Annotated in this window: 24 protein-coding genes and 1 riboswitch; of the genes, 11 read left to right on the top strand and 13 right to left on the bottom strand. The window is 57.7% G+C overall.

What is annotated here, in order from left to right:
- Positions 1 to 6: 6 nt before the first annotated feature.
- The 3 genes from leuD to ACR0AZ_RS07695 all read left to right on the top strand — a co-directional run bounded on the left by leuD (position 7) and on the right by ACR0AZ_RS07695 (position 2,795).
- Positions 7 to 612 (top strand): 3-isopropylmalate dehydratase small subunit, encoded by a 606-nt coding sequence (gene leuD, locus ACR0AZ_RS07705; RefSeq protein ID WP_480485038.1) that lies wholly within the window; start codon positions 7 to 9, stop codon positions 610 to 612.
- Positions 613 to 945: 333 nt separating this feature from the next.
- Positions 946 to 1,776, top strand: a complete 831-nt coding sequence (locus ACR0AZ_RS07700) for a hypothetical protein (RefSeq protein WP_480471162.1) — start codon at positions 946 to 948, stop codon at positions 1,774 to 1,776.
- Complete coding sequence (locus ACR0AZ_RS07695; protein ID WP_480471163.1) at positions 1,773 to 2,795, top strand: endonuclease/exonuclease/phosphatase family protein; 1,023 nt, start codon at positions 1,773 to 1,775, stop codon at positions 2,793 to 2,795. Before ACR0AZ_RS07700 ends, ACR0AZ_RS07695 begins: the two co-directional genes overlap by 4 nt.
- A gap of 70 nt (positions 2,796 to 2,865) precedes the next feature.
- On the opposite strand, the gene ACR0AZ_RS07690 is transcribed toward ACR0AZ_RS07695, so the two are convergent.
- Complete coding sequence (locus ACR0AZ_RS07690; RefSeq protein WP_480471164.1) at positions 2,866 to 3,771, bottom strand: Rossmann-fold NAD(P)-binding domain-containing protein; 906 nt, start codon at positions 3,769 to 3,771, stop codon at positions 2,866 to 2,868.
- Positions 3,772 to 3,854: 83 nt separating this feature from the next.
- Here ACR0AZ_RS07690 and ACR0AZ_RS07685 point away from each other — a divergent pair, with 83 nt between their 5' ends.
- On the top strand, positions 3,855 to 4,748 hold the full coding sequence (locus tag ACR0AZ_RS07685; RefSeq protein ID WP_480667169.1) for a LysR family transcriptional regulator: 894 nt from the start codon (positions 3,855 to 3,857) through the stop codon (positions 4,746 to 4,748).
- 7 nt (positions 4,749 to 4,755) lie between these two features.
- Here ACR0AZ_RS07685 and ACR0AZ_RS07680 read toward each other — a convergent pair whose 3' ends face one another.
- The gene (locus ACR0AZ_RS07680) at positions 4,756 to 5,283 is read right to left on the bottom strand and encodes a redoxin domain-containing protein (RefSeq protein WP_480667168.1); all 528 of its coding nucleotides are present in this window, start codon (positions 5,281 to 5,283) and stop codon (positions 4,756 to 4,758) included.
- A gap of 91 nt (positions 5,284 to 5,374) precedes the next feature.
- On the opposite strand from ACR0AZ_RS07680, the gene leuB reads away from it, so the two are divergent.
- Entirely contained in the window at positions 5,375 to 6,478 is a 1,104-nt protein-coding gene (gene leuB, locus ACR0AZ_RS07675; RefSeq protein ID WP_480471167.1) for a 3-isopropylmalate dehydrogenase, read from the top strand.
- Between the two features lie 46 nt (positions 6,479 to 6,524).
- On the opposite strand, the gene ACR0AZ_RS07670 is transcribed toward leuB, so the two are convergent.
- Complete coding sequence (locus ACR0AZ_RS07670; protein WP_480667167.1) at positions 6,525 to 8,708, bottom strand: transglycosylase domain-containing protein; 2,184 nt, start codon at positions 8,706 to 8,708, stop codon at positions 6,525 to 6,527.
- 258 nt (positions 8,709 to 8,966) lie between these two features.
- On the opposite strand from ACR0AZ_RS07670, the gene ACR0AZ_RS07665 reads away from it, so the two are divergent.
- Complete coding sequence (locus tag ACR0AZ_RS07665; protein WP_480471169.1) at positions 8,967 to 9,305, top strand: P-II family nitrogen regulator; 339 nt, start codon at positions 8,967 to 8,969, stop codon at positions 9,303 to 9,305.
- 33 nt (positions 9,306 to 9,338) lie between these two features.
- Entirely contained in the window at positions 9,339 to 10,661 is a 1,323-nt protein-coding gene (locus ACR0AZ_RS07660; protein ID WP_480667166.1) for an ammonium transporter, read from the top strand.
- A 559-nt stretch (positions 10,662 to 11,220) separates the two neighbouring features.
- On the opposite strand, the gene ACR0AZ_RS07655 is transcribed toward ACR0AZ_RS07660, so the two are convergent.
- Both ACR0AZ_RS07655 and sseA read right to left on the bottom strand, forming a co-directional pair.
- Positions 11,221 to 12,405: an amino acid aminotransferase gene (locus ACR0AZ_RS07655; protein WP_480667165.1), complete on the bottom strand. Its 1,185-nt coding sequence runs from the start codon at positions 12,403 to 12,405 to the stop codon at positions 11,221 to 11,223.
- Positions 12,405 to 13,259 (bottom strand): 3-mercaptopyruvate sulfurtransferase, encoded by an 855-nt coding sequence (gene sseA / locus ACR0AZ_RS07650; protein ID WP_480667164.1) that lies wholly within the window; start codon positions 13,257 to 13,259, stop codon positions 12,405 to 12,407. The genes ACR0AZ_RS07655 and sseA overlap by 1 nt, the downstream gene beginning before the upstream one ends.
- Positions 13,260 to 13,400: 141 nt before the next feature.
- Positions 13,401 to 13,612, top strand: a riboswitch (cobalamin riboswitch).
- Positions 13,613 to 13,667: 55 nt separating this feature from the next.
- On the opposite strand from sseA, the gene ACR0AZ_RS07645 reads away from it, so the two are divergent.
- The gene (locus tag ACR0AZ_RS07645; protein WP_480471173.1) at positions 13,668 to 14,345 is read left to right on the top strand and encodes an energy-coupling factor ABC transporter permease; all 678 of its coding nucleotides are present in this window, start codon (positions 13,668 to 13,670) and stop codon (positions 14,343 to 14,345) included.
- Between the two features lie 17 nt (positions 14,346 to 14,362).
- Here ACR0AZ_RS07645 and ACR0AZ_RS07640 read toward each other — a convergent pair whose 3' ends face one another.
- Positions 14,363 to 14,632, bottom strand: a complete 270-nt coding sequence (locus ACR0AZ_RS07640) for a CBU_0592 family membrane protein (RefSeq protein ID WP_480471174.1) — start codon at positions 14,630 to 14,632, stop codon at positions 14,363 to 14,365.
- Entirely contained in the window at positions 14,629 to 15,192 is a 564-nt protein-coding gene (locus ACR0AZ_RS07635) for a helix-turn-helix domain-containing protein (protein WP_480471175.1), read from the bottom strand. Before ACR0AZ_RS07635 ends, ACR0AZ_RS07640 begins: the two co-directional genes overlap by 4 nt.
- A gap of 107 nt (positions 15,193 to 15,299) precedes the next feature.
- Here ACR0AZ_RS07635 and ilvD point away from each other — a divergent pair, with 107 nt between their 5' ends.
- Entirely contained in the window at positions 15,300 to 17,132 is a 1,833-nt protein-coding gene (gene ilvD, locus ACR0AZ_RS07630; protein WP_480667163.1) for a dihydroxy-acid dehydratase, read from the top strand.
- Between the two features lie 175 nt (positions 17,133 to 17,307).
- Here ilvD and ACR0AZ_RS07625 read toward each other — a convergent pair whose 3' ends face one another.
- The gene (locus ACR0AZ_RS07625) at positions 17,308 to 18,126 is read right to left on the bottom strand and encodes a sulfotransferase family protein (protein WP_480471177.1); all 819 of its coding nucleotides are present in this window, start codon (positions 18,124 to 18,126) and stop codon (positions 17,308 to 17,310) included.
- A gap of 140 nt (positions 18,127 to 18,266) precedes the next feature.
- Here ACR0AZ_RS07625 and ACR0AZ_RS07620 point away from each other — a divergent pair, with 140 nt between their 5' ends.
- Positions 18,267 to 19,844, top strand: coding sequence for a DUF5928 domain-containing protein (locus ACR0AZ_RS07620; protein WP_480667162.1), 1,578 nt, complete (start codon positions 18,267 to 18,269; stop codon positions 19,842 to 19,844).
- 36 nt (positions 19,845 to 19,880) lie between these two features.
- On the opposite strand, the gene amaB is transcribed toward ACR0AZ_RS07620, so the two are convergent.
- Positions 19,881 to 21,392, bottom strand: a complete 1,512-nt coding sequence (amaB, locus tag ACR0AZ_RS07615) for an L-piperidine-6-carboxylate dehydrogenase (protein ID WP_480667161.1) — start codon at positions 21,390 to 21,392, stop codon at positions 19,881 to 19,883.
- A gap of 3 nt (positions 21,393 to 21,395) precedes the next feature.
- Complete coding sequence (locus ACR0AZ_RS07610) at positions 21,396 to 22,502, bottom strand: saccharopine dehydrogenase family protein (RefSeq protein ID WP_480471180.1); 1,107 nt, start codon at positions 22,500 to 22,502, stop codon at positions 21,396 to 21,398.
- 314 nt (positions 22,503 to 22,816) lie between these two features.
- Between ACR0AZ_RS07610 and ACR0AZ_RS07605 the strand changes: the two genes are divergently transcribed.
- On the top strand, positions 22,817 to 23,716 hold the full coding sequence (locus tag ACR0AZ_RS07605; protein ID WP_480485056.1) for a glycosyltransferase family 2 protein: 900 nt from the start codon (positions 22,817 to 22,819) through the stop codon (positions 23,714 to 23,716).
- 113 nt (positions 23,717 to 23,829) lie between these two features.
- Here the strand turns inward: ACR0AZ_RS07605 and rplT are convergent, their stop codons facing one another.
- From rplT to ACR0AZ_RS07590, 3 genes are all read right to left on the bottom strand, one after another.
- A complete protein-coding gene (rplT, locus tag ACR0AZ_RS07600) occupies positions 23,830 to 24,195 on the bottom strand; it encodes a 50S ribosomal protein L20 (protein WP_008756009.1) in 366 nt (121 codons plus the stop codon).
- Positions 24,196 to 24,209: 14 nt separating this feature from the next.
- Complete coding sequence (gene rpmI / locus ACR0AZ_RS07595; RefSeq protein ID WP_010443552.1) at positions 24,210 to 24,410, bottom strand: 50S ribosomal protein L35; 201 nt, start codon at positions 24,408 to 24,410, stop codon at positions 24,210 to 24,212.
- A 183-nt stretch (positions 24,411 to 24,593) separates the two neighbouring features.
- A complete protein-coding gene (locus tag ACR0AZ_RS07590) occupies positions 24,594 to 26,144 on the bottom strand; it encodes an alanine/glycine:cation symporter family protein (RefSeq protein WP_480471182.1) in 1,551 nt (516 codons plus the stop codon).
- Positions 26,145 to 26,155 lie beyond the last annotated feature (11 nt).

The following is a 26,155-nucleotide window of genomic DNA, read 5'->3' as shown; positions in this document are numbered from 1 at the left end:
GTAGAGATGGAAAAGTTCGAAAAAGTCCACGGGGTGGCCGCCCCAATGCCACTGATCAACATCGACACCGATATGATCATCCCCAAAGTGCATCTGAAAACCATCAAGCGGTCCGGTCTGGGCGTCGTTCTGTTTGACGAGATGCGCTATCACGATGACGGGCAGGAGAATGAAGAGTTCGTTCTGAACAAACCCGCCTATCGACAGACCGAGATTCTGGTTGCTGGCGACAATTTCGGCTGCGGCTCATCGCGCGAACATGCGCCTTGGGCGATCAAGGATTTCGGCATCAAGGTCGTGATCTCGACCAGCTTCGCCGACATCTTTTTTAACAACTGCTTCAAGAACGGCATCCTGCCGATCGTGGTCGAAGAAGAGCACCACGCGATTCTGATGGACGACGCACACAAAGGCGAAAACGCCCGCATGACTGTGCATCTGGAAGATCAGAAGATCACCACATCGGATGGTGTTGAAATTGAATTCGACATCGACCCGCACCGCAAACACTGCCTGCTGAACGGTCTGGATGACATTGGTCTGACCATGGAAAAAGACCATCACATCGACAAATTCGAGGATCACGCAAGCCAGTCCCGCCCTTGGGTATGATTCTGGGGACGAATCTGTTGATACTCAACCTTACGGGGTCGCAAGCGCGGCCCCGTTCGCATTCTTGGGGCTAAAAGTCCGCAAACCACTACATCTAGGTATCATATTGAGATACACGTCGAATTTGCGTCGAAAATGATGCAATCCCGCACCAGTTGCGCCATCATTTTGCCCGAAAGTGCGTGTTTTCTGCACTCCGGCTTGAGCGAAATACCGCTTATCGTCAATCTTGGCGATACTGAGGTAACCGTCACTAAACGAACGGTCCGCACAAGTTGGAAGAGAAGTCGACATAGAATCGGCCACTCCGGTTTGGAAAAAAGGGTTCGGATTTTGATTGCACGCACAACAGGAGCGGCGATACGTGGAATATTGGTGGCGCTTATGGTGCTCACTCCCGCGTTGTACCTGCCAGCTTCGACGTCTAATGGGACAGAGATCGTTGTTTTTCTCGCCATCCTGGCGTTCCTGTTGACGTTCTCCGAATATAACTCCGCCTTTCCCAGCTTTATCGAATTTCGTGATGCCGCACCGGTGAACCGTCTGCGTTTTGTCGGGCTTGTATCGATGGTCATCTTCCTGACGATGATCTGCAAAAACGTTTATGCGCCGACGCATATGACCAGCCTGTTCTATGCGACCGGGCTGGCGGTTTCGAATGTGGCAGATTTCCCTTATTCGCCCGTGCGTCTGGTTGTACTGATGCTGCCTGACAACGCCAGCCAACCTTTGATTGAACTGGTACGCATCTCAGCAAGCATCGCTTATGTCGCCGCGTTGGCCACGATTGGTAGCTTTGCCTACGCGGTCAAGCTGCGGGGCTGGCCCATGGGCAACGGAGCCTTCAATGTCTGGACCAATCTGCCCTTGTTCGACCCTACTAAGGGTGGTGATGTGGTGACCCGGCTGCAACGGGATGGCCGTTTGAACATCGCCATCGGGGTGCTGCTGCCATTCCTGATTCCAGCCGTGGTGAAACTGATGGCTGCCTTTGCGGCTCCAATTGCCCTCAGTAATCCTCAAACCCTGATCTGGACATTGTGCGCCTGGGCTTTCCTGCCTGCCAGCATGATCATGCGGGGTATGGCGACCTTGCGCATCGCGGGACTGATTGTCGAAAAACGCCGCGCCTACTCAACCTCCGAGGCCACTCAGATCGCATGATCCGAGCCCTTATTGTACTGCTGCTGCCCCTTTCGGCGCAGGCAGACATATTGCGAGTCGCCACTTATAACACCGAACTCAGCCGCGAGGGGCCGGGGCTCTTGCTGCGGGATATCAGACGGGGCGACCCACAAGTGAGTGCGGTGGTCGAAGTGCTGACGGAGACACGTCCCGATATCGTGACACTGCAGGGGATCGATTGGGATCTGGATGGGTTGACCCTGACCGCCCTTCAGACGAAGCTGGACGAAGCGGGTCTGACTTATCCTCACAGCTTTTCGGCACAACCCAATTCAGGGCTCGAAACCCCGATAGATCTGGACGGAGACGGCAAAACCGGCGGGCCGGGCGATGCTCAGGGCTGGGGCCGGTTCACAGGGCAAGGCGGTTTGGCCGTTCTATCACGACATCCCATCGCGGAAGATCAGGTGCAGGTCTACTCCACGATGCTATGGCAGGATCTTCCGGGTGCTACGCTGCCTGTCGCTAGGAATGCTCCATTTCCGTCGCCCCAAGCGCAAGCCATTCAACGGCTTTCTTCAACTGCCCATTGGGTCATTCCGATCGATGCGCCCGGGGGTCGTCTTGAGCTGATGACGTTCCACGCCAGCCCACCGGTGTTTGACGGGCCAGAGGACCGCAACGGTCTGCGAAACAGAGATGAGATAAGGTTCTGGTCAGTGCTCATGGAGAAAGAGATTGGCCCTGCTCCATCAAATCGGTTCGTAATAGCGGGGGATGCAAATCTCGACCCGGATGGCGGTGAAGGTCGCAAGGACGCCATCCGGGACCTGCTTGCCCACCCTTTGCTGCAAGACCCAAAACCCACGAATGCGGAAGGTTCCACCGCGACGGTTCTCTGGAAGGGCGTGGGCGAGATGCGGGTCGATTATGTCCTGCCCTCGGCCGATTGGCAGATACAGGATGCAGGTGCGTATTGGCCACCTCAACCGGATCGTGACAACGCCGAGACTGCCAGCCGTCATCGACTGGTCTGGGTCGATCTGCTCGATCAGTGATCGGTGATGCTAACGCGCTTGGGATACCTCCCATGAAGCGGCGTTCAGCATAAGAGAACAGCAATGCGCGTTATGACCAAAGAGGGGCACCGCCCGATTGTCCGCGCGGTTGTACGGCAAAACCCGGAACTGCAGCTGTCAACGCTGCAGAAAGATCAGTCTGCACAAAATCAGGCAGCAGCGCTTCAAACCGCGCACCATCCAAACGATGCGGCGTGTCCCACAGGTACCGCATTTCAAGCAGATGAGGCGCCATACGCCAGAACGGACGGGCCAATTGCAACGGCCACCAAGCCATCTTCCGCAGTTCAACCTCGCGCTCAATCACCCGCGACAACGCCCGCGCAAGGTCGTTGCCGGATAGCGTATAACCTGCAAACAGAATATCGTTGTATCGTGGCAGGTCGGCGCGCATCTCGGCCAAGCGGACAGCAGCGCGGGTCAGATCAGGCAGATATGCCCAGGCATGCGGGATGTCGGGATTACCGGGATATACGAAGCGACCACGACGCAGATGCTTGATCAGCACCTGATCAAACCAGTTCCCCGATGTAGCGGTATCGATGAAATCTCCGGCCCGCAGCAAAATGGTCTGCACGGATGAATCGCGATAGGAAGCCTCCATCTCAATGCGAATACGACCGAGCGGATTGGTGGCCAAATGTGGCGTCTCAGACGACCAAGGGGCACGAGCGTCTGCGCCAAAGACATAGACATTGCCGGGCAAGATAACGGTGGCCCCGCTGCTTTCAGCAGCCGCGATCACTCTGCGATGCAACGTCGGCACATCACGCGCCCAGTCCGGATAGGGCGGGTTCCACGCATTCACGATGACATCCACATCGCAGGCCGCAGCTTTCAGATCATCCGAGGCACGGTTGAAACGGCGCACGGACCAGCCCGCATGAGAAAACGCTGCAGCTGAGTTGCGGCCAAAACGCCCTGAGGCACCAAGGATTAGCGCTGTTTGTTGCATGTATTCCTCCTGATGCTCTCAATTTACTCATTCGCATGCATTGATGAATTGCCAATAACCGCAGATCATGTATTCGTTTTTGAATGGCAAACCCTCTGCAGCTTTCCGACTGGTCCCTGATCCAGAGCTTTCTGGCCGTGGCTGAAACCGGCTCGCTTTCAGCTGCGGCGCGGCGGTTGGGGCGCAGTCAGCCGACACTGGGGCGACAAGTGCATGCGCTTGAGGAAGAACTGGGCGTGCCCCTGTTCGACCGACATGCGCGCGGCCTGACACTCAGCGAAGTTGGGCAACAGGTGTTGCCGATGGCGCAGCAGATGCACGGCGCAGTTAACGCGCTTGGGCTGACGGCGGCGGGGCAGGCTCAACAGCTTGAGGGTTCGGTCCGGATCACCGCCTCGGTCTTTGTCTCGCACCACCTGCTGCCTCCCATCCTTGCCGCGATCCGCCAGGAGGAGCCAGCCATACAGCTTGATCTGGTCGCCTCGGATACCAGCGAGAACCTACTGTATCGAGAGGCCGACATCGCCGTGCGCATGTATCGTCCCGAGCAGGTCGACATCGTGGCCAAACATATCGGAGAGCTTCCGCTCTGCTTTTGTGCTGCGCGATCCTATCTGGAACGCGCCGGGCGTCCGACGACCCCCGAGGAATTGATGCAGCATGATCTGGTGGGGTTCGACGCCAATCAAGATATCATTACCGCCATGCGCAACAAAGGCTGGCCTGCCAGCCGTGACAGCTTTGCCACCCGCTGCGACAACCAGACCGCCTATTGGGAACTGATCCGCGCAGGCTGCGGTGTCGGCTTCAGCCAACTCAGCATCGCACAGGCGGATCCGGCGGTTGAGGTGCTGGATATCGAGGCCGAAATACCCGTTCTGCCGGTCTGGCTGGCCGCCCCGCAGGCCATGCGTCAGACCCCACGCATCCGCAGGGTCTGGGATCTGCTGGCCGAGGGGCTGAAAGCCAGATTGTGATGCAGCCCTACAGCACGCCGCTATAGGTGCCGCGCGCCGGATAATTATTGGCGAGGGTGAATTTCAACCCTCCGACAATATCCGACATCGGAGGCCGAGCGAATGGCGTCGTCTGCTGCCAAACGTAATACAGGGTTTGATCCGGTTTGATATAGAAATGCCCCGGCTCAGCGAACAGCGCAGGCTCAGCACTGCCTTCGCGTGCGACCGAGATATTCAGCCCCCAGGTGTCACGCGCATCGACCATCGACAAACCATACCCCACGCGCAGTCTTGAGACCCCGGCCTTCTCGACCGTTTCAGCAGCGCGTTCGCCTGTATCCGTGGTGATCATGATCACCTCGATACCCAGTTCGGCGAAGTCATCCAGCGCTGCTTCGACCTCGCCCATCTGGCGAATACAGATCGGGCAATGCAGACCGCGATACTGAATCACCAGCGTCCCGTTTTCACCTGTGTCACGCCCAAGATCAAAGGTACCGTGGCTCACAGTTTCGATTTTCAGCGGCGGGGCGGGATTTCCGGGTGTCAGCATGTCTGTTCCTCGTGTTTTGGCGGGTTCGTCTCATTGACCCGATGCGCCGCAAACGCTAGGGCCTGTGCAACGAAACGCAAGGAGATCCTTCATGTCCAACCCCTCGCTCCTCATCCTGCCCGGAGACGGAATTGGCCCCGAAGTCATGGCCGAAGTGCGCAAAGTCATCGATTGGTTCGGCACCAATCGCGGCCTTCACTTTGACGTGAGCGAGGACCTTGTGGGCGGCGCGGCCTATGACGCGCACGGCAAGCCTTTGTCGGATGAGACCATGGCAAAAGCGCAAGAGGTTGACGCGGTGCTGCTGGGTGCCGTGGGTGGCCCGAAATACGACGACCTGGACTTCTCGGTTAAGCCCGAGCGCGGCCTGCTGCGTCTGCGCAAGGAAATGGATCTGTTCTCGAACCTGCGCCCGGCACAGTGTTTTGACGCGCTGGCCGATTTCTCGTCGCTGAAGAAGGACATCGTGGCCGGTCTGGATATCATGATCGTGCGCGAGCTGACCTCGGGTGTGTATTTCGGCGAACCGCGCGGCATTTTTGAGGAAGGCAATGAGCGTGTGGGCATCAACACCCAACGCTACACCGAATCCGAAATCGAACGCGCCGCGCGCTCGGCCTTTGAACTGGCAATGCGTCGGAACAAAAAGCTGTGCTCGATGGAAAAGGCCAACGTCATGGAATCGGGCATCCTGTGGCGCGAAGTCGTGAATCGCGTGGCCGAAGAATATCCCGAAGTCGAAGTGACCCACATGTACGCGGATAACGGTGCCATGCAGCTGGTGCGGGCACCGAAGCAATTCGATGTCATCGTCACCGACAACCTGTTTGGCGATCTGCTGTCCGACTGCGCCGCGATGCTAACCGGCTCACTGGGTATGCTGCCATCTGCATCGCTCGGTGCTCCGATGGCGAATGGTCGCCCCAAGGCGATGTACGAGCCGGTCCACGGTTCAGCCCCGGATATCGCGGGTGAAGGCAAAGCCAACCCGATCGCCTGTATCTTGAGCTTTGCCATGGCGCTGCGGTACAGCTTTGACCAAGGTGCCGAGGCGGATCGTCTGGAAGCCGCCATCGAGAAGGTTCTGGCCGATGGCGTCCGCACTGCCGATCTGCTGGCCGAGGAAGGTGTTCAGCCAGTTTCGACCTCGGAAATGGGCGACGCGATTGTCGCCGCGCTGGACGCGAGCGCCTGAAACGTCAAAGGCGGTGCCTGAAGCACCGCCTTTTTTCTTTGCATTGTTAGTTTCCGAAAATGTTGTTCAGCAGGTTGTTGATCGCATTTTCAAAACCATTGTTCTTGCGGCGCTGCTGTCTGGGTTGTGCCGTACGCACGGGCGGATCGGGCGCCAGCATCGGCAATGGTGTGGGCGTCATGCCTTCGGTGACGCGGACCATGGTCTCTTTCCAGATCTCTGCAGGCAACCCACCGCCTGTGACACCCGCCAAGGGCGTGTTGTCATCATATCCCATCCAAACACCCGCCACATAGTCGGCGGTGAAACCGATAAACCACGCATCCCTGGCGGCCTGCGTTGTGCCGGTCTTGCCCGCCACCTGCCAGCCGGGCAGTTTCGCACGCCCCCCGGTGCCTTCCGAAACGACGCGCTCCATCATCCAGGTCAGCTGTTTCGCAGCCTTGTCATTGATCACGCGCTCACCGATCCCGGTAGTCGTCACCATCACGGGTTCGGTTTCGCCCAACAACTTCAACTCGGTCAGGCCATACGGTTCGACCGACGAACCGCCATTCAGGATACCCGCATAAGCGCCCGTCATCTCGATCAACGTGCTTTCTGATGCGCCCAGCGCCAGCGCCGGACCCTGCGCCAGATCGCTCGTGATGCCAAAACCGCTGGCCACGGTTCGGACATTTTCCAGCCCCGATATCTCAGCCACTTTAACGGCGGGGATGTTCAGCGAGTTTTTCAGGGCATCCGCCAGCGTCACCCGGCCATAGAACTTGTTGGTGTAGTTCTTGGGGCACCACTGACCCGACCCGGGGATGTCGACGCAATAGGGCTCGTCCATCACCGTATCCAGAGGCGAATAGCCCAGTTCCAGCGCGGTGGCGTAAACGAAGGGCTTAAACGACGACCCGGTCTGTCGCAGCGCTTGTGTGGCCCGGTTGAACGCCCCTGATACTCGGGTCTTGCGCCCGCCCACCATGGCGCGGACCGCGCCATCCGCCGACATCACAACAATGGCGGCCTGTGCCTTTGACCCTTCGCGCACCTTTTCCTGAAAGATGAATTGCAACGCCTCTTCCGCCGATTGCTGAATGCGTTGATCCAGCGTGGTACGGATCACAACATCCTCGGTGGTGTTGCGGGTAAAGAATTCTGGTCCGCTCGCCATGACCCAATCCGCAAAATATCCACCGGCACGCGCTGCCGCCGCCTCGGACAGCTCTGCCGGACGGCTGCGGGCCTCGCTGGCCTGCGCCTGGCTCAGATAGCCCTGATCTTCCATCAGACCGACCACCAACCGCGCCCGATCCTGTGAACGCTGCAGGTTATTCGTTGGCGCATAGCGCGTGGGTGCCACCAACAGACCGGCCAGCATGGCAGCCTCTGCCGGGCTGACCTCGGCTGCGGAGATACCGAAATAGCGCTGACTGGCCGCTTCGAACCCGCGTGCGCCCGCCCCAAGGAATGCGCGATTCAGATAGATGGTCAGGATTTCGTCTTTGGAGTATTTCACCTCCATCGCGATGGCATAAACAGCCTCTTTCGCCTTGCGCCACAGCGACCCCTGCCGACAATCCGACTCATAGGCCGCCTCGGACTCCCAATCAGCTGGGTTGTATGGAACACCCAGACACAGCAACTTCGCCGTTTGCTGCGTGATGGTCGAGCCGCCATGGCCCGACAACGGCCCGCGCCCTTCGCTGAGGTTGATCCGCACCGCACTGGCGACACCACGCGGACTGACGCCGAAATGACGGTAGAACCGCTTGTCTTCGGTCGCGATCACCGCGTTCTTGAGATGAGGCGAGACCGTATCCGCCGTGATTACTCCGCCGAACTGATCCCCGCGCCAGGCAAATACCTTGCCATCGCGGTCCAGCAACGTCACCGAACCCTTTGCGCGCCCGTCCAGCAGGGCATCGACCTCGGGCAAAGAAGAGTAGACGACGCCGACCGCCAACGCCAGTAGCAGGCCCGCGACGGCACCCACCCGCCATGTGATTCCCCAGAAAAGACGCCAAATCCAACGGAACAGACGGCGGAAGATACCGCCACCCTTGCCGCCCGAACTGCGGCGCGATTTCCGGCGCGCCGTCTTGCGTGTGGCGGTTTTGCGCGCAGCCGCTTTCTTGCCCGCCGGTTTGGCAGACCGCTTGGTTGCCGCAGGCTTGCGACCCTTCGAGGGGTATCTTTTGTCCGCGACCAATGTAGGCTTGCGGCGCTTGGACTCAGTCATGCTCAAACTCTGCCCGTTTATGCTTTTGCGTCACCATACCTTGGCAAAGCAGCCATGTAGAGGTGTGAATTTCCGGTATTTCCCCTCGTAAAACTGCCTATTTTTTCATCCTGCCTCTCTGTTTGTGCAAAAATTGTGCAACTTTTCATTCTTTTTCCCCGCGTCACCCCTCCGGAATCGTTTCCTAACGCGCGATGTCACGCTCTTTTTCTGCAGGTGCAAAATACCGGTCTGTCCGGGACGATAGAGGGGAAAGACGTGAAACTGATCATTGCGACAATCAAGCCGTTCAAGCTCGAGGAGGTGCGCGAGGCACTGACCAACGCGGGCGTGCGCGGCATGATGGTGACCGAGATCAAGGGCTTCGGCTCGCAATCTGGCCACACGGAAATTTATCGGGGCGCGGAATATGCTGTGAACTTCGTGCCCAAAATCAAACTCGAGATCGTGGTGCCCGCCACCATGGCCGACCAGATCGTCGAGACCATCACCACAACAGCCAAAACCGGCAAGATCGGTGACGGCAAGATATTCGTCCTCGATGTCGAGCAGGCCATGCGCGTGCGGACCGGGGAAACCAACGAGGACGCGCTTTAAGCGCCCCGCTTCCAAAACATTCGAGGACTGACAATGAACCTGATGAAATTCATCATTCCTGCCGCCGCACTTGTTGTGCTGCCGCAGATGGGGCTGGCGCAAGAGGCTGCCGAAGGCGAGGCTGCGCTGCATACCCAATATATCTTCACCACACTGCTGTTCCTGATGGCGGGCTTTCTGGTCTTCTTCATGGCCGCTGGCTTTGCCATGCTGGAAGGCGGTCTGGTGCGTTCGAAAAACGTCGCCATGCAGATGATCAAGAACGTTGCGCTGTTTTCCTTTGCAGCGATCATGTACTGGCTGATCGGCTTTAACCTGATGTATCCCGGCGACGGCTGGACCATCGCTGGCTGGCTGGGGCCCTTCTTCTCGACCACGCAGCTTGACGCCGTTGGCGTTGCGCCCGCTGATGCAGCGCTCGACTACGCATCGATTGGCTCGGATTTCTTCTTCCAGTTGGTGTTTGTGGCTGCAACCGCCTCGATCGTCTCAGGTGCGGTGGCAGAGCGGATCAAGCTGTGGCCCTTCCTGATCTTCGTCATCGTTCTGACTGGTGTTCTGTACCCGATCTCAGGGTCCTGGCAGTGGGGTGGCGGCTGGCTGTCCGAAGCCGGTTTCTCGGACTTTGCCGGCTCGACCGTTGTACACTCGGTTGGTGGCTGGGCCGCTCTGGCAGGCGCCATCATCCTTGGCCCGCGTATCGGCAAGTATAAAGATGGCAAGGTACATCCGATGCCCGGTTCAAACCTGGCGCTGGCCACTTTGGGTACATTCATCCTGTGGCTGGGCTGGTTCGGCTTCAACGGAGGCTCACAGCTGGCAATGGGTACTGTTGGGGACGTGTCCGACGTGTCGCGCATCTTTGCCAACACCAACATGGCCGCAGCCTCTGGCGCCGTCGCCGCTTTGATCATGACACAGGTCATGTACAAAAAGCCCGACCTCACCATGGTTCTGAACGGCGCGCTGGCCGGTCTGGTCTCGATCACGGCGGAGCCGCTGGCCCCGACCCTGTTCGGTTCGCTCTGGATCGGTGCCGTCGGCGGTATCATCGTGGTCTTCGCAGTTCCGATGCTGGACAAGTTCAAGATCGACGATGTCGTGGGTGCCATCCCGGTTCACTTGTTCGCCGGTATCTGGGGCACCATTGCCGTGATCTTCTACGGTGAAGCAAGCCTGATCACTCAGCTGACCGGCATTGTCGCCTACGGTGTGTTCACCTTTGTCAGCGCGCTGATCCTGTGGGTGATCCTGAAATCCACTCTTGGCATCCGCGTCAGCGAAGAGGACGAGATCAACGGCCTCGACATGGCGGAACTGGGTATGGAAGCCTATCCGGAGTTTTCGAAGGGCTAAACTTCCCCATCAAAGCACAATCAAAACCGGGCGTCCGCGCCCGGTTTTTTTATTTATCCCCGAGAATTGTATTTCGTCGAAGTGCCGCTTTTCAAAATGGTGCCCCTATGAAACCGTCTGGGGGGAACAATTGAATGGCGACAGCAATGCACTCTTCTCGCAATCCTCGAATTAATTTACCCCGGCTACGCGACATAGGATGGTCACTTTGGGATCCTATTGGGTTACTAGCCCCCGGAGATTGCTGGCGAGATGAGCAATCCGAACCCTTCGCGGATGAGTACGATACGTATCTTATGTCAGTAGCTGGCCAACTGCGCAACGGTAGCACCCAAACTGATGTTGCCAACTATTTGATATACATTGAGGTTGAGCATATGGGCCTTTCCTATATGCCAGGAGTTGAGCAACGTGCAAAGGCAGTTGTCTCCGCCATCGCTGGTAACAAAGAAATATGGTCATAGCCGAGCGGGTAAGATGACTTTGAGAAAACCCAATACAAATCTCACTGAACGCTGAGCTAGTTTGCGCAGCGTTCAGCAAACCATTTTCGTTGGAATCAGACCCCGACGTCTACAATCGCCTGCGCCAGAATTGGCACGGTGGTCGCGTTCAGACCGGCGATGTTCAGGCGGCTGTCGCCAACCATGTAGATCCCGTGATCGTTGCGCAGTTGCTCGACCAGTTCAGGTGCCGCACCAAGGCGCGAGAACATGCCGCGGTGCTGTGCGACAAAACCGAAACGATCCGACCCGCTGAGACGTTGCAATTCGTCAGCCAGTTGCTGACGCAGACCCAGCATGGACAAGCGGACCTCTTCCAGCTCGGCGGCCCAGTCGGCGCGCAGCGCGTCATCATTCAGGATCGTCGTTACCACGCGCGCACCATGATCTGGCGGAAACGAGTAGTTCTGACGGTTCAGGAAAGCCAGTGTCGATTGGTTCAGAGCCGTTTGCGCCGCATCGTCGCTGATCGCCATCAGCAGACCGGTCCGTTCGCGGTAGACGCCGAAGTTCTTCGAGCAGGACGCCGCGATCAGGCAACGCTTGACCGATGAGGCAACCAGACGGGTCGCCTGCGCATCCTCTTCAAGGCCGTCGCCGAAGCCCTGATAGGCGATATCGATCATCGCTACGAGGCCTCGCTCGTTGATCAGGTTCACGACCTCCTGCCACTGCACCATGTTCAGGTTGGCTCCGGTCGGGTTGTGACAGCAGCCGTGCAGCAGAACCACATCGCCCGCATTGGCGGTTTTCAGGTCCTCGATCATGCCGTCGAAATCGACGCCGCGGGTTTCACCGTCGAAATAACGATACTGGACCGTCTCGATTCCCAGATAATTCAGGATCGACAGATGGTTCGGCCAAGTCGGGTTAGACACAAAAACACGGGCCGACGGATTGGCCATGCGGATCATCTCAAACGCCTGACGGCAAGCACCGGTGCCGCCCGGCGTCGCCACGGCGGCGATGTTGGCGCGCGGGACCGATGTACCCAAAATCAGACCGATCATGGCATCGGCATAGGCTGGGTCACCGGCCAAACCGGTATAGGCCTTGGTCTCCTGCTCTTCCAGAATGCGCTTTTCAGCCGCTTTCACGGCGCGCATGACCGGGGTGATGCCCTCAGCGTTTTTATAAACGCCAACCCCCAGGTCAATTTTCTGATCGCGCGGGTCATCGCGATACATCTGCATCAGCGCCAGAATCTTGTCGGCTGGCTGTGGCTTGAGGTTCTCGAACATCAGTTCTCTCCGGTTGCGACGGGCAGGGTTGGGAAGGCACCCCATTCAGCCCAGGAGCCGTCATAAAGCGAATGATCTTTTTTACCCATGCGCTCAAGCGCAAGGCTGAGGATCGCAGCCGTGACGCCCGAGCCGCAGGATGTGATTGCGGGTTTCGACAGATCTACGCCTGCGGCCTCGAATATGGCGCGGCACTCTTCGGGCGACTTCATGGTGCCATTTGCATTCAGCAGCGTACCAAAGGGCACATTGTGAGAGCCCGGAATATGACCCGAGCGCAAACCTTCGCGTGGTTCTGGCGCTGTTCCGGCAAAGCGGTCAGTTGAGCGCGCATCGATGATCTCATGATCGTTCAGCTTGGCCGCAGCTGAAACCTGCGTCACGTCACGCACCAGATGGTTTTGTACGCGAACGGTCATATGGCGATCGCGAACGACGGGCGGCAGGTCCTCGATCTCGCGACCTTCGGCCTGCCATTTCGGCAGCCCCCCATCCAGAACGGCAATATTGTCCTGACCCATCAAACGGAACAGCCACCAGACGCGTGCGGCAGACATCAGCCCAGCCCCGTCATAGACCACGACCTGATGGCCGTCGCCCACCCCCATCGCCCGCAGGCGGGACATGAATTTCTCGACCGGAGGTGCCATATGCGGCAGGTCCGAACGGTGATCGGCAATGTCATCAATGTCAAAGAACCGCGCACCGGGGATATGGCCTGCATCATACTCGGCCTTCGCATCGCGGTTCTGCGCGGGCAGATACCAGGACCCGTCCAGAATCCGCAGATCCGGGTCCTTGAGATGCGCGGCCAGCCAGTCTGTGGATACGAGAGTTTTCGGATCGTCCTGCATCAAAGCCTCCCCTGAGCGAGCTTGGATTTTCCCTATATGGGCACGGCCAAACGTTCAAGTCACGCCGCAGCTCAGAACCCGCGCGGGGAACGTTTTTTTCCAACCACATGCTTGGCGTGCTTGACAGGCAGCATTCTGTGGCAGAAATCTGTGCGACATGGTTCCCAATGGAGTTTCCCCAGAGGGATGAAAAGGGAATCCGGTGCGACAAATCCTGTCAACTCCGGAACTGCCCCCGCAACTGTAAGCGGAGTATCGCCCCATCAGGGCCACTGACCGAAATGATCGGTTGGGAAGGCCGGGATCGATCCTAATCCGCGAGTCAGGAGACCTGCCATGCACAAACCGGGCATCCGCCCAATTTCAACACGTTTCTACCGTCGGGTGTGACGGTAAGGAGAACAAACTATGCATATCGAACCGGGCGTCGTTAACGGCGCCAAACTTGTCCTGAGCTATGCCACCGCGGCCGGGGCAGGGCTTTATAGTCTGAAGCTGGCGTGGGAGAGCGTCAAAAACAGTGGTGTTGCAAGCCTTGCAGTGCGGTCTGCCCTGACAACCGGCCTTGTTTTCACATTCTTTGAAGTTCTGCCTCATTTCCCGGTGGGAGTGTCAGAGGTGCACTTTATTCTGGGCTCGACACTGTTTCTTTTGTTCGGTGCCGCCCCGGCTGCGATTGGTCTGATCCTGGGCCTCTTTGTTCAAGGGTTTTTCTTGGCACCCTTCGATCTGCCCCAGTTCGGAATGAACATGACGACGTTGCTGGTGCCTCTGTTTGCCCTGCAGGCGTTGGCAAACCGCGTCATTGCGCCGAATACGGCCTATGTTGACCTCAAGTATTCTCAGGCACTTGCGCTGTCGACCGCCTATCAGGGTGGTGTCGTACTATGGGTGGCCTTCTGGGCGTTCTACGGTCAGGGTTTCGGTGCCGAAAACATCGCCGCCGTGGCCAGCTTTGGCGGAGCTTACATGATGGTTATCCTGATTGAGCCCCTGGCCGATCTTGCCGTTCTTGCGGCTGCGAAATCCATGAAGGGTCTGAACAAGCTCGGCCTGTTCACGCCACGTCTTCTCAGCGCAGCCTAAACATCCCGCGCCGCGCACTACTTTGCGCGGCGCAACCTGAAATGCTGAATGATCCCGATCATGCTGATCAGAATCCAGAACCCCTCGATCAGCATCGACGCCAGATTGAAATTCTCGAGCAGCGAATAGACGATCAGAACCGACCCCAAGAGGTTCACCACCGGAAACGCGAGATCGTCAGAGTTCATCATCCGCATCTGTGTCGCAAAATAGGCCGCGACCACGATCAAAGCCCCAAACGAGCCAATAGCGTCGACGATGGTGAGGCTGTCGAGAACTGCAGTCATGAATGGGCCTTGCCGTTTTCAGAATACTCGTTGTGCTGGGCGTAGTGGTGCATGTTCAGGAATGCGGCACCCTCTGCACCCGCGCGGTATCCATGGGGGATATCAGCGGCAAAGCGCAAGCCCTGTCCGGCCTGCAAAGATACCCATTCCCGATCGCGTAGAATCTCGAGCGTACCTGAAAGAACAAACACCTCCTCGGTCACACCAGCGGCATGGGCGGGGGATTCGTGGCTTTGGTTCGGATGCAAGCTGACGTGAAATGTCTCGGCCCCTAGGGCGGGGTCGAAGGGAAAGACGATCTTGACCTCTATGGTCCCGGGGAAGGTCACGGTCTGGAAAACAGACGGGTCGCCCAGCGCCGTATCGATCAGCGCGCTGAGTGGTAGCTGGAAGCCTTTGGCGATTTTCCACAAGGTCGCGATGGTGGGGCTGGATTCGCCGCGCTCTATCTGGCCCAGCATGGCTTTGCTGACCCCGGTCATTTCAGCCACCTTCGACAGGCTCAGCCCGGACGCCGTCCGCACGTCCCGTAATTTCAGCGTTATGTCGTCCGGTGCCATATCATCAACTTCCGAATCCTCTTGTACGTTATAGCGCACATGTGATACGTGCGCTATAACGCACGAACCCCAAGACATGCAACCCGAGGCAAAAGGGAAACAGCATCATGCCATTGTACCGATCCAGAACCTCTACCCATGGCCGCAACATGGCCGGTGCCCGCGGTTTGTGGCGCGCCACCGGTATGGGCGACGATGATTTCGGCAAACCGATCATCGCCATCGTAAACTCGTTCACCCAGTTTGTGCCCGGTCACGTCCACTTGAAGGACCTTGGCCAGATGGTCGCGCGCGAGGTCGAGGCAGCCGGTGGTGTCGCGAAAGAGTTCAACACCATCGCGGTCGATGACGGCATCGCCATGGGCCATGACGGGATGCTGTATTCGCTGCCCTCGCGTGAGGTGATCGCGGATTCGGTGGAATACATGGTCAACGCGCATTGCGCCGACGCGATGGTCTGTATCTCGAACTGCGACAAGATCACCCCCGGTATGCTGATGGCCGCGATGCGTCTGAACATCCCGGCGATCTTTGTCTCGGGTGGCCCGATGGAGGCTGGTAAGATCGATATCGCTGATCTGGATGCCAAAAAGATCGACCTTGTGGATGCGATGGTCGCCGCTGCTGACGACCGCTTCACCGACGAACAGGTTCAGCACATCGAAGAGAATGCCTGTCCCACCTGTGGGTCATGCTCGGGCATGTTCACCGCCAACTCGATGAACTGTCTGGCCGAGGCGCTGGGTCTGGCGCTGCCGGGCAATGGCTCGACCCTTGCCACACACGCGGACCGCAAAGAGCTGTTCCTTGAGGCCGGTCGCCGGATCGTCGAGATCACCAAGCGGCACTATGACCTGGACGAAAAAGGCTTCCTGCCACGCGAGATCGCTACGTTCGAAGCCTTTGAGAACGCCATGAGCCTCGACATCGCCATGGGCGGCTCGACCAACACGGTACTGCACCTGCTGGCCATTGCGCATGAGGGCGAGGTGCATTTCACCATGTCCGATATGGACCACCTCAGCCGCAAAGTGCCTTGTTTGTGTAAGGTCGCACCCAATACCGAGAATGTGCATATGGAAGACGTGCACCGCGCCGGTGGCATCTTCTCAATCCTTGGCGAACTGAGCCGTGCGGGATTGCTGCACGAGGATTGCGCAACCGTTCACTCGGCCACGATGGGTGAAGCGATTGCCAATTGGGACATCAAGATCGCCAACAATCCCAAAGCGCAGGAACTGTTCAAGGCTGCACCAGGCGGAGTGCGCACCACGCAGGCCTTCAGCCAGTCGAACCGGTACAAGGAGCTGGATACCGACCGCCAAGGCGGCGTGATCCGCTCGAAAGAATATGCCTTTAGCCAGGATGGCGGTCTTGCGGTACTGTTCGGAAACATTGCCCGCGACGGCTGCATTGTGAAAACCGCAGGTGTTGACGAGAACATTCTGAAATTCACCGGCTCAGCCTATGTCTGCGAAAGCCAGGACCAGGCGGTGAACGACATCCTGACCGGAAAGGTCAAAGAAGGCGACGTAGTCGTGATCCGTTACGAAGGCCCGCGCGGCGGGCCGGGCATGCAAGAGATGCTCTACCCGACCTCATACCTGAAATCCAAAGGTCTGGGCAAAGCCTGCGCTTTGTTGACCGATGGCCGCTTCTCGGGCGGCACCTCGGGTCTGTCAATCGGCCACGTCTCGCCCGAGGCGGCAGAGGGGGGTGAAATCGGGCTGGTGAAAACCGGCGACACCATCGAAATCGACATCCCGAACCGCAGCATCCATCTCGCGGTGTCCGATGAAGATCTGGCTGCCCGGCGCGAAGAACAGGATGAGAAAGGCTGGCATCCCGCGGCACCGCGCAAACGCAAGGTGTCTACGGCGCTGAAGGCCTATGCCAAGCTGACCACCAGCGCGGCGAAAGGTGCTGTTCGCCAGGTCTAGGGTCTACGAAGATGGGCGCGCTCCCGCGCCCGCTACGTGCTATCGGCAAAGCCGATACCCCTTGCGGACTTGGGCCCGGCGCCGCGCAAAGCGCGGCGCCGGGCCCAACCAGAGGAGATGTCTCATCAGAGACATTAACGATGGGCGGGAGGTCTTGCTCGTTAGTTTAAGTGACTCAGTCACCCAGCTTGGCGTGAATCTCGTCCAGATCGATCTCACCTACCGGCATCTTATTGGCCGGGTTTTCGAAATCGTATTTAAACAGTTCGAAATCTTGTTTGTAGATTTCATAGACCAGGTGCATGGATAGATCGTCAAAATAATCCTCGACCGGATGCGCGCGTTTGGGTCCGTGACCTTCGGATTCATTAAAGCGCGGAATCTCGGACAAGGTCACCGGGTGTGCGGTCTTGAGGTTGTCCAGAACACCCTGCATCCCATCATTGAACTTCTCGGTCCAGAAAATCCGGTCATAGCGCCCGCCATTTGCAATCAGGGTTGAGACATGGCCGGACATGGCGGACCAGTGAATATCCGGGTCCATCGGGCGACGCCAACGGATGGTATCCCGCGCGAAAAGAAGAAATCGACGGAAACTGGCGATCTGATCGAACTCACCCTTACCGTCTTCGCCGCCCACTTCGATCCCGTAATTGTAAATCAGCGTTGGCACCAGATTACCGCGATAGCGTTTACCGTTGCGCTGAATGCCGCAGATCTTGTCGAAGAACGAGCTCAGGATGCGGGTATATGGGTTTCGCACACAGGTAAACGTATAGGATTCATGTGATCGCACGTTGCGCGAGATCGGGTCCTGGCTGGCCCCAAAAGCCCATTTGTGCATCCCGTCCTTGGCGTCATGGATATCACCACCAAAAAACCGACCGTGATCCGAATAATACATGATCTGGCCAATGGTCGAGCAGGCGCATTTCGGCACCACGCGGTACACCATGCTCTGGCTTTCGGTCATCCATGTTCCGGGAAAACCCATCTGCTGCGCCTCCTTGGCCGGATATCGGAGTGATACTTCGGCGGTATTGGCCCAAAGAACCAAAAATATTCTGTTTATTCAATCGCTCATCCTCAGTATCACGGTCGCGAACGGTAGAAACGGGGAATAGCGAAACGCAAATGGCAAAGATTGCCTATATCTTGCTATGTCACAAAGACCCTGACGCGATCATTGATCAGGCCGGGCAGCTGACGGCGGCGGGGGATTGCATGGCGATCCATTTCGACGCCCGCGCCAGTGAGGCAGCCTATACGCGCATCCGCGACGCATTGAGGGACAACCCGAACGTTACCTTCGCCCGCAAACGGATAAAGTGCGGCTGGGGGGAGTGGTCGCTTGTCCAGGCCACGCTGAATGCGCTGCAAGCCGCAGTGGAGGCCTTCCCACGTGCCACCCATTTCTACATGCTTTCGGGCGATTGCATGGCGATCAAGACAGCGGAGTACGCGCATCGCTTTCTCGACGAGCGTGATATGGATTTCATCGAAAGCCATGACTTCTTTGAAAGCAACTGGATCAAGACCGGCATGAAAGAGGACCGGCTGATCTATCGTCATTATTTCAACGAACGCACGCAATCGCGCCTGTTCTACGCGTCATATGAAACCCAAAAGCGGTTTGGCCTGACGCGCGAAATCCCCGCTGACCTGCAGATCATGATCGGCAGCCAATGGTGGTGTCTGCGCCGCCGCACGGTTGAGATGATCCTCGGTTTACTGCGCCAGCGCCGCGATGTGATCCGGTTCTTCTCGACCACCTGGATCCCGGACGAAACCTTTTTTCAAACTCTTGTCCGCCACCTGATCCCAAGGCAAGAGATCGACAATCGGACGCTGACGTTCCTGATGTTTTCGGACTACGGGATGCCCGTGACTTTCTATAACGATCACTATGACATGCTTCTGGGCCAGGATTATCTGTTCGCGCGCAAGATCAGCGCTGAAGCGCATGAGTTGAAACAGCGGCTGGGTCAGCTCTATGCCAGTGAAGGGGTCGCATTCGATATCTCGGGCGAAGGGCGCAACCTCTATCATTTCCTCACGGGGCGTGGGCGGGTTGGGCGGCGTTTTGGCCAACGCTTCTGGGAAGCGGGAAATACGCTAGGTCCAAACCGTCAAGTGCTTCTGATCGTTTGTAAGAAATGGCACGTGGCCAAGCGCCTGGTTGATCAGATCGCGTCTGAGACCGACACGCCCTGTATTGAATACATCTTTGATGAGCAGGAAACAGCACTGCCCGACCTTGGGGGCATCGAGACCACATTGAAGAAACGTGCACGCCATCGGCGTGCGGTGCTGCGGATGTTGTTCGATCATTTTGGAGACAACAGGCTGGTGCTCTGCCTCGATCCGGCCAATCTGGATGCAATTCAGGATTTCTGCTCTGATCAGGCGGACACGCGCATACTGGAAATCGACTGCAACTACTCCGACGCATATCTGAAGGGTCACGCCCATCGTGTCGGTCTGGCCGGGCAGAATAGCTCGGACGACACCTTGGGGCGATTGCTACCAACGCTGCGCAATGCTCTGGCCTTCGAATCCGAACAGATCCGGGGCACGCAAAATAGCGGGCTGTTTTATCTGCGAGAGTCTGCAAATCGCGCCGAAAACGAGGCGGTCATTGCCAAGTTTCTTGACCTTGAACCGGGTCAGGCACATGCGGTGATGCAGTTGGATTATCTGTTTGCAGATTAGGTCCGGCGGCGCACCAAACACCGCCGGAGACCTGGCTCAGATATCGAACTTGACTCCTTGCGCCAGCGGCAGTTCAGCCGAGTAGTTCACCGTGTTGGTCTGACGCCGCATATAGGACTTCCACGCGTCCGAGCCGCTCTCGCGCCCGCCGCCAGTTTCCTTTTCACCGCCAAACGCCCCACCGATCTCGGCCCCCGACGGGCCGATATTGACGTTGGCAATGCCGCAATCCGAACCAGCAGCCGTCAGGAATTGTTCCGCCTCGCGCATATTCAGCGTGAACACGCAGGAGGACAGGCCCTGCGGCACGTCGTTCTGGAGATCGATCGCCTCGGCAAAGTCGTCATAGCCCATGACATAGAGGATCGGTGCAAAGGTTTCGGTCTTCACTGTTGCGGTCTGGCCCGGCATCTCCACGATGGCCGGTTGCATATAGACGCCACCCGGCACGCCTTCGGTCACGCGATTGCCGCCGAACACGCTTCCGCCTTCAGCCCTGGCAGCCTCAAGGGCGGCACTCATGGCATCGCCCGAGGCTTCGTCCACCAGCGGGCCAATCAACGTGCCCTCGGTCAACGGGTTGCCAATCGGCAGATCGGCATAGGCATTCTTCAGACGCGCAACCAGTTCCTCGCGGATTGAGTTGTGCACGATAAGGCGACGCAATGTAGTGCAGCGTTGACCTGCTGTCCCAACGGCCGAGAATACAATCGCACGCACAGCCATTTCCAGATCGGCCGAGGGGCCCACGATCATCGCATTGTTACCGCCCAGCTCAAGGATGCATTTACCAAAGCGCTGCGCCACAATCGGCGCAACCGCGCGACCCATACGGGTCGAACCGGTGGCTGAGATGACCGGAACGTCCTCGCTGGCAACCAGTGCCTCACCCAAATCAGCGCCGCCGATCAGGGTCTGCAGCAGACCCTCGGGTGCATCGCCAAAGCGAGCCAAAGCGCGCTCAAAGATCTTCTGGCAGGCCATAGCGGTCAATGGCGTTTTCTCGGACGGCTTCCAGATCACTGGGTCACCACAGACCAGAGCCAACGCGGCGTTCCACGACCATACGGCAACCGGGAAGTTGAAGGCAGAAATCACACCTACCGGTCCCGCCGGTTGCCATGTTTCCATCATCCGGTGGCCCGGGCGCTCAGATGCAATCGTCAAACCGTAAAGCTGCCGTGACAGACCAACTGCGAAGTCGCAGATGTCAATCATCTCCTGCACTTCGCCCAGACCTTCCGAAGTGATCTTGCCCGCCTCCCAACTGACAAGCGCGCCGAGGTCGTCTTTGGCGGCGCGCAGCTCTTCCCCAAGCAAGCGGATCAGCTCGCCCCGGCGCGGTGCAGGTACCACGCGCCATGCCTTGAACGCTGCTTTCGAACGATCAAAGATGGCCCCCATCTCGGACACCGGTGTTTCATGCACTTCAGCCAGCAGGCTGCCGTCGATCGGAGAGGTTACGCGCAATGCGCCCCCTGTCAGCTCTGCCGCGGTCAAGTCCAGTTTCGCAAGAGTAGCTTCAGCATTCATCACAACATCTTTCATATCTCAGGCCGCCTTGTTCTGTTCGGTGACGTCACCGGCGCGATAGAGCCGGCCAAATTCGGTGCTTAGGAAATCGGCAAGCTTCACCTGCTCTTGCCGGACAAAGCCTTTCGAGGGCAGCACACCCACCCGCATCAGATCGACGACACCCAGCACACCCGCCGCTGTAGTGATCTGGATCGCGCTCCAGACCTGCCCATCGATTGTGCGGGCGAAGGATTTGTTGATCAGGGATTTCTCGCGCAGCGTACCATCAACCATCCCTTTGGCGGTGCAATAGACCAGTACGACATCCTGATCGGTACGCGGTAGGGCCGTTTCGAAAATCTCTTTCAGCAGATCGCGACGACGCCCAAGCCCCAGATCGTTCAGCAAGAGACGCAGAATATCGCGATGCCCCGGATACCGGATCGAGCGATAAGACACTGCGCGCGCCTTACCTTCTAACGTCTCCGGTAATGTGCCCAGGCCACCCGAGGTGTTGAAACATTCATACTCCACACCGTCATGGCCAATCAGTTCATAATCTTCGAGCGGCGCAGTTTTCGTCCGCTCTCCATTCACGATAGCATCGCAGGGGTTGCAGTATTCGTTGATCAACCCGTCCGTTGACCAGGTGAGATTGTATTTAAGAGCATTCGTCGGATAGAGCGGCAATGCACCGACCCGCATGTGCAGGCTGTCGATCTCATCAAACTCAGATGCCAGGGCCGCGCCCGCAATTCCGACAAATCCGGGGGCCAAACCACATTGCGGCATGAATGCAGTTTCGCTGTTACGCGCCAGATCACGCACCGCATTTGTGGCGGCCACGTCCTCGGTCAGGTCGAAGTAATGCGCACCAACTGCCTTGGCCGCACCTGCAATCGCGGGGGTCAGGAAAAACGGAGCCGCTGAAATAACGGCATCAAACCCTGCAAGTGCCCGTTCGAGCGCCACGCTATCCGTTGCATCGATCTGTCGGGTGGGAATGCCGCGCTTCTTGAATGCGGACAAAGCGGACAGATCATGATCTGCGACCGTTACCGAATAATGCGCCGACGATTTCAGCAGGGTGGCGATCATCTGACCGATCTTTCCTGCCCCGACGATACAAACATTCCAGTTCAAAACGCGCCTCCATCTTTTCGTTTGCTTCAAGTATGAGGCACGGTTTGTTCGGGCTGCAGGATGTATCTTGACGAAAAGGTCGTTGATTTCGTCAATTAATCGCCACTTCCGACAATATGTCGTATGTACGAATTGCGCGCGTTTTCTGAACGTGGAAACTACGGTGCAAGCCTTTCGTGCAGCACCGACATCAGGATAGAACAGGCCAACTGCCCTTTTACGGACGCCACATACCCACCATGAGCCGAACACTTCTGGTTACGACCGTAAAGAATGAAGGTCCAAACATACTCGAGTGGGTGGCCTATCATCGTTTGATCGGCTTTACGGATATCCATGTGTATCAGAACGATTCCACTGACGAGACGCAGAAGACCCTGCGTACGTTAAATCGGCTGGGCGTAATCCAGTACTTCAGAAATGCAGCACCGAACCGGCAATGGCAGAACCGTGCTTATAGACGTTCTGCTCTATCGCCTGAATACCAGGAGTGCCAATGGTGTATGGCCCTGGATGGTGACGAATTTCTCAATATCCAGGCAGGCGACGGCACGCTTTCAGCGCTTTTTGATGCGGTCGGGGATGCGTTCGACGAAATGGCAATCAACTGGCGACTTTTTGGTGACTGCGCCGAAACCGAATTGTCGCCAGACCTTGTGATAAGCCGCTTCTTCATGGCCGAGGACGAAAATCTGATCAAAGAGCGGTGGCGTGGGGTCAAGACTCTGTTTCGCACCAGCGCTTTCGAGCGACCCGGCATTCATCGCGCCAAGACCCCTCTCATAGAAGCCCCACGCCGGATCAACGGATCAGGCTTGCAGCAAGGGCAATTCCGCGAATTGGGTTGGCGCGCACTCGACCCTCAGAAACGAGCAGTGGCGCAAGTCAATCATTATGCGGTTCGTGATCTTTCAAGCTTTCTGCTGAAATCCGCCCGCGGCAGCGCCTCGCATCCCGATCGAAAGGTCCAGATGCAATACTGGAAAAGAATGTCGTTTAATGATCAGGAAGATCGCTCTATACAGCGCTGGGTTGGCCCGGTACAGGATGAGATGCAGCGATTGAACCAACTGTCCAATGGCAGGCTGTTCCTCTTGCGAAAGAAATCTCTGAGACTGTGGCGCAGGCAGTTGAAAGAAGTCCTGAAGGCTCCGGGAATCCAGCAGCTACGGCAAGAGCTCCTCGCGCTTGGAACGCGGCAGGCCCAAACATAGAGTGAATTCGATGGTCGCCCCCGTTTCAGGTATCGGACAAAGAGAGGGCTGAAACAAAAAAGGGCCGTTCCTTTTGGAACGACCCCTTTGCTCACTGTCTCTGTATCAGAGGATCAGGCGGCCAGAGCTGCCTGAGCTTTGGCCACGATCGCGCCGAACGCTTCCGGTTCGTGCACGGCAAGGTCGGCCAGAACTTTGCGGTCCACTTCGATACCGGCCAGGTTCAGGCCGTTGATGAAGCGGGAATATGTCAGAGCCTCGTCATGCGAACGGACAGCAGCGTTGATACGCTGAATCCACAGCGCGCGGAAGTTGCGCTTGCGGTTCTTACGGTCGCGGGTTGCATACTGGTTGGCCTTGTCGACGGCCTGACGGGCAACCTTGAAGGTGCTCTTGCGGCGACCATAGTAACCTTTGGCGGCCTTGATGACCTTCTTGTGACGGGCGTGAGTTACGGTTCCACCTTTAACGCGGGACATCTTCTAATCTCCTCTTAGCGGTCGTAGGGCATGTAGCCCTTGACGATCTTGGCGTCGGGGGCGGACAGGGTGGTGTTGCCACGGGCGTCGCGGATGAATTTCTTGGTCCGCTTGATCATGCCGTGCCGTTTGCCGGCCTGGCCAGCAAGGACCTTACCGGTCGCAGTCACCTTAAAGCGCTTCTTGGCGCTCGACTTGGTCTTCATCTTAGGCATTTCCGTCTCCTTTTCCGGGTTCGGTTTCAGACGCGACTCGGCATGCCATCTCGGCCGGTCACGCGATCAGAAGCGCCATTTACGCAAGTTCGGTCATACTGGCAAGGGGGTTTGGCCCAGATTCTGCGCTTTTCGCATCGGGTCAGGCACCGGGGCCGCGCGGGGCCGCCCCGGTGGAATGGTTTAGTGGCCGAATTTGCGGATTTCTCCGGTCTTCAGCCGTTCTGCGTAAGAGGCCAGCTCCTGCCGCACCACTTTCATCAGGAAGTAGAGCGCGAAGACGTTCACAACCGCCATCGCAAAGATCGCCGCATCCGAGAAGTCGATGACCGGGCCAAGGTTGGCCGCCGCACCGATAACAACGAAGATGCAGAAGATGATCTTGAACACCAGTTCCTTGGTGTGGCCTTCGCCGAACAGGTAGGTCCAGGCCTTCAGGCCGTAGTAGGACCAGCTGATCATGGTCGAGAAGGCAAACAGGACCACGGCAATCGCCAGAATGAACGGGAACCAGCTGAATGCGCTGCCGAACGCCGCCGATGTCAGGCTGACACCAGTATTGCCGTCAACGGTTGCAATCGCGTTGCCTGCTTCGTTCAGCATGTAGTTGCCAGTTGCCGGATCGATAATCAGCTGTTGCGTGATGATGATCACCAGCGCGGTCATGGTACAAATCACAACCGTATCGATGAACGGCTCCAGCAGAGACACAAAGCCTTCGGTAATCGGTTCCTTCGTCCGCACTGCCGAGTGTGCGATGGCCGCAGAACCAACGCCCGCTTCGTTCGAGAACGCCGCACGGCGGAAGCCCTGAATCAGCGCGCCGACCATACCGCCGGCGACACCAAGCCCGGTGAAGGCACCTGCGAAGATCTGGCCGAAGGCCCAACCGATCTGGTCTGCATGCATGATAATGATGACCAACGCCGCCGCCACATACATGACACCCATGAACGGCACGACTTTTTCAGTCACCCGTGCGATGGATTTCAGGCCACCAACGATCACGGCAAAGACGATACCTGCAAAGACCAGACCGGTGATCCAGCCCGGATAATCTCCGACAATACCCGCAATCTGCTGATGCGCCTGATTGGCCTGGAACATATTGCCCCCGCCCAGCGCGCCAAGGATACAGAAGATCGAGAACAGAATGGCCAGAATCTTACCGCCCGGCAGGCCCAGTTCGTCGAACCCTTTGGACATGTAATACATCGGACCACCGGAAACGGTGCCGTCCTCGTATTCATTGCGATATTTCACGCCCAACGTACATTCGGTGAATTTCGACGCCATGCCCAGCAGACCCGCGACGATCATCCAGAAAGTCGCACCCGGACCACCAATCCCGACGGCAACCGCCACACCGGCGATATTCCCGAGACCGACCGTACCAGACAGAGCCGTGGCAAGCGCCTGAAAGTGACTAACCTCACCCGCATCATTGGGGTCAGAATAATCGCCTTTCACGAGGCTGATCGCATGCCCGAAAAAGCGCAGCTGAACAAAGGCAAAATACAGCGTGAACACGGTTGCCGCGATCACCAGCCAACCCACAATCCACGGGAACCCGGTGCCCGGGAACGGAGCAAAGATAAAGCTGACGAACGGCCCGGTGAAATCTGCAAAGGCCTGATTGATCTTGTCGTCCAACCCAACCGCTTCCTGAGCGGCGGCAGGACCTGCGGCCAGAGCGGTAAGCGCGGCCAGACCCAGTTTGTTCTGAATTTTCATCATCATCTCTC

This window comes from Ruegeria sp. BE3, assembly GCF_056538865.1.
Note: the sequence above shows the minus strand (reverse complement) of the source record. Positions and strands in the feature narration are given on the sequence as shown.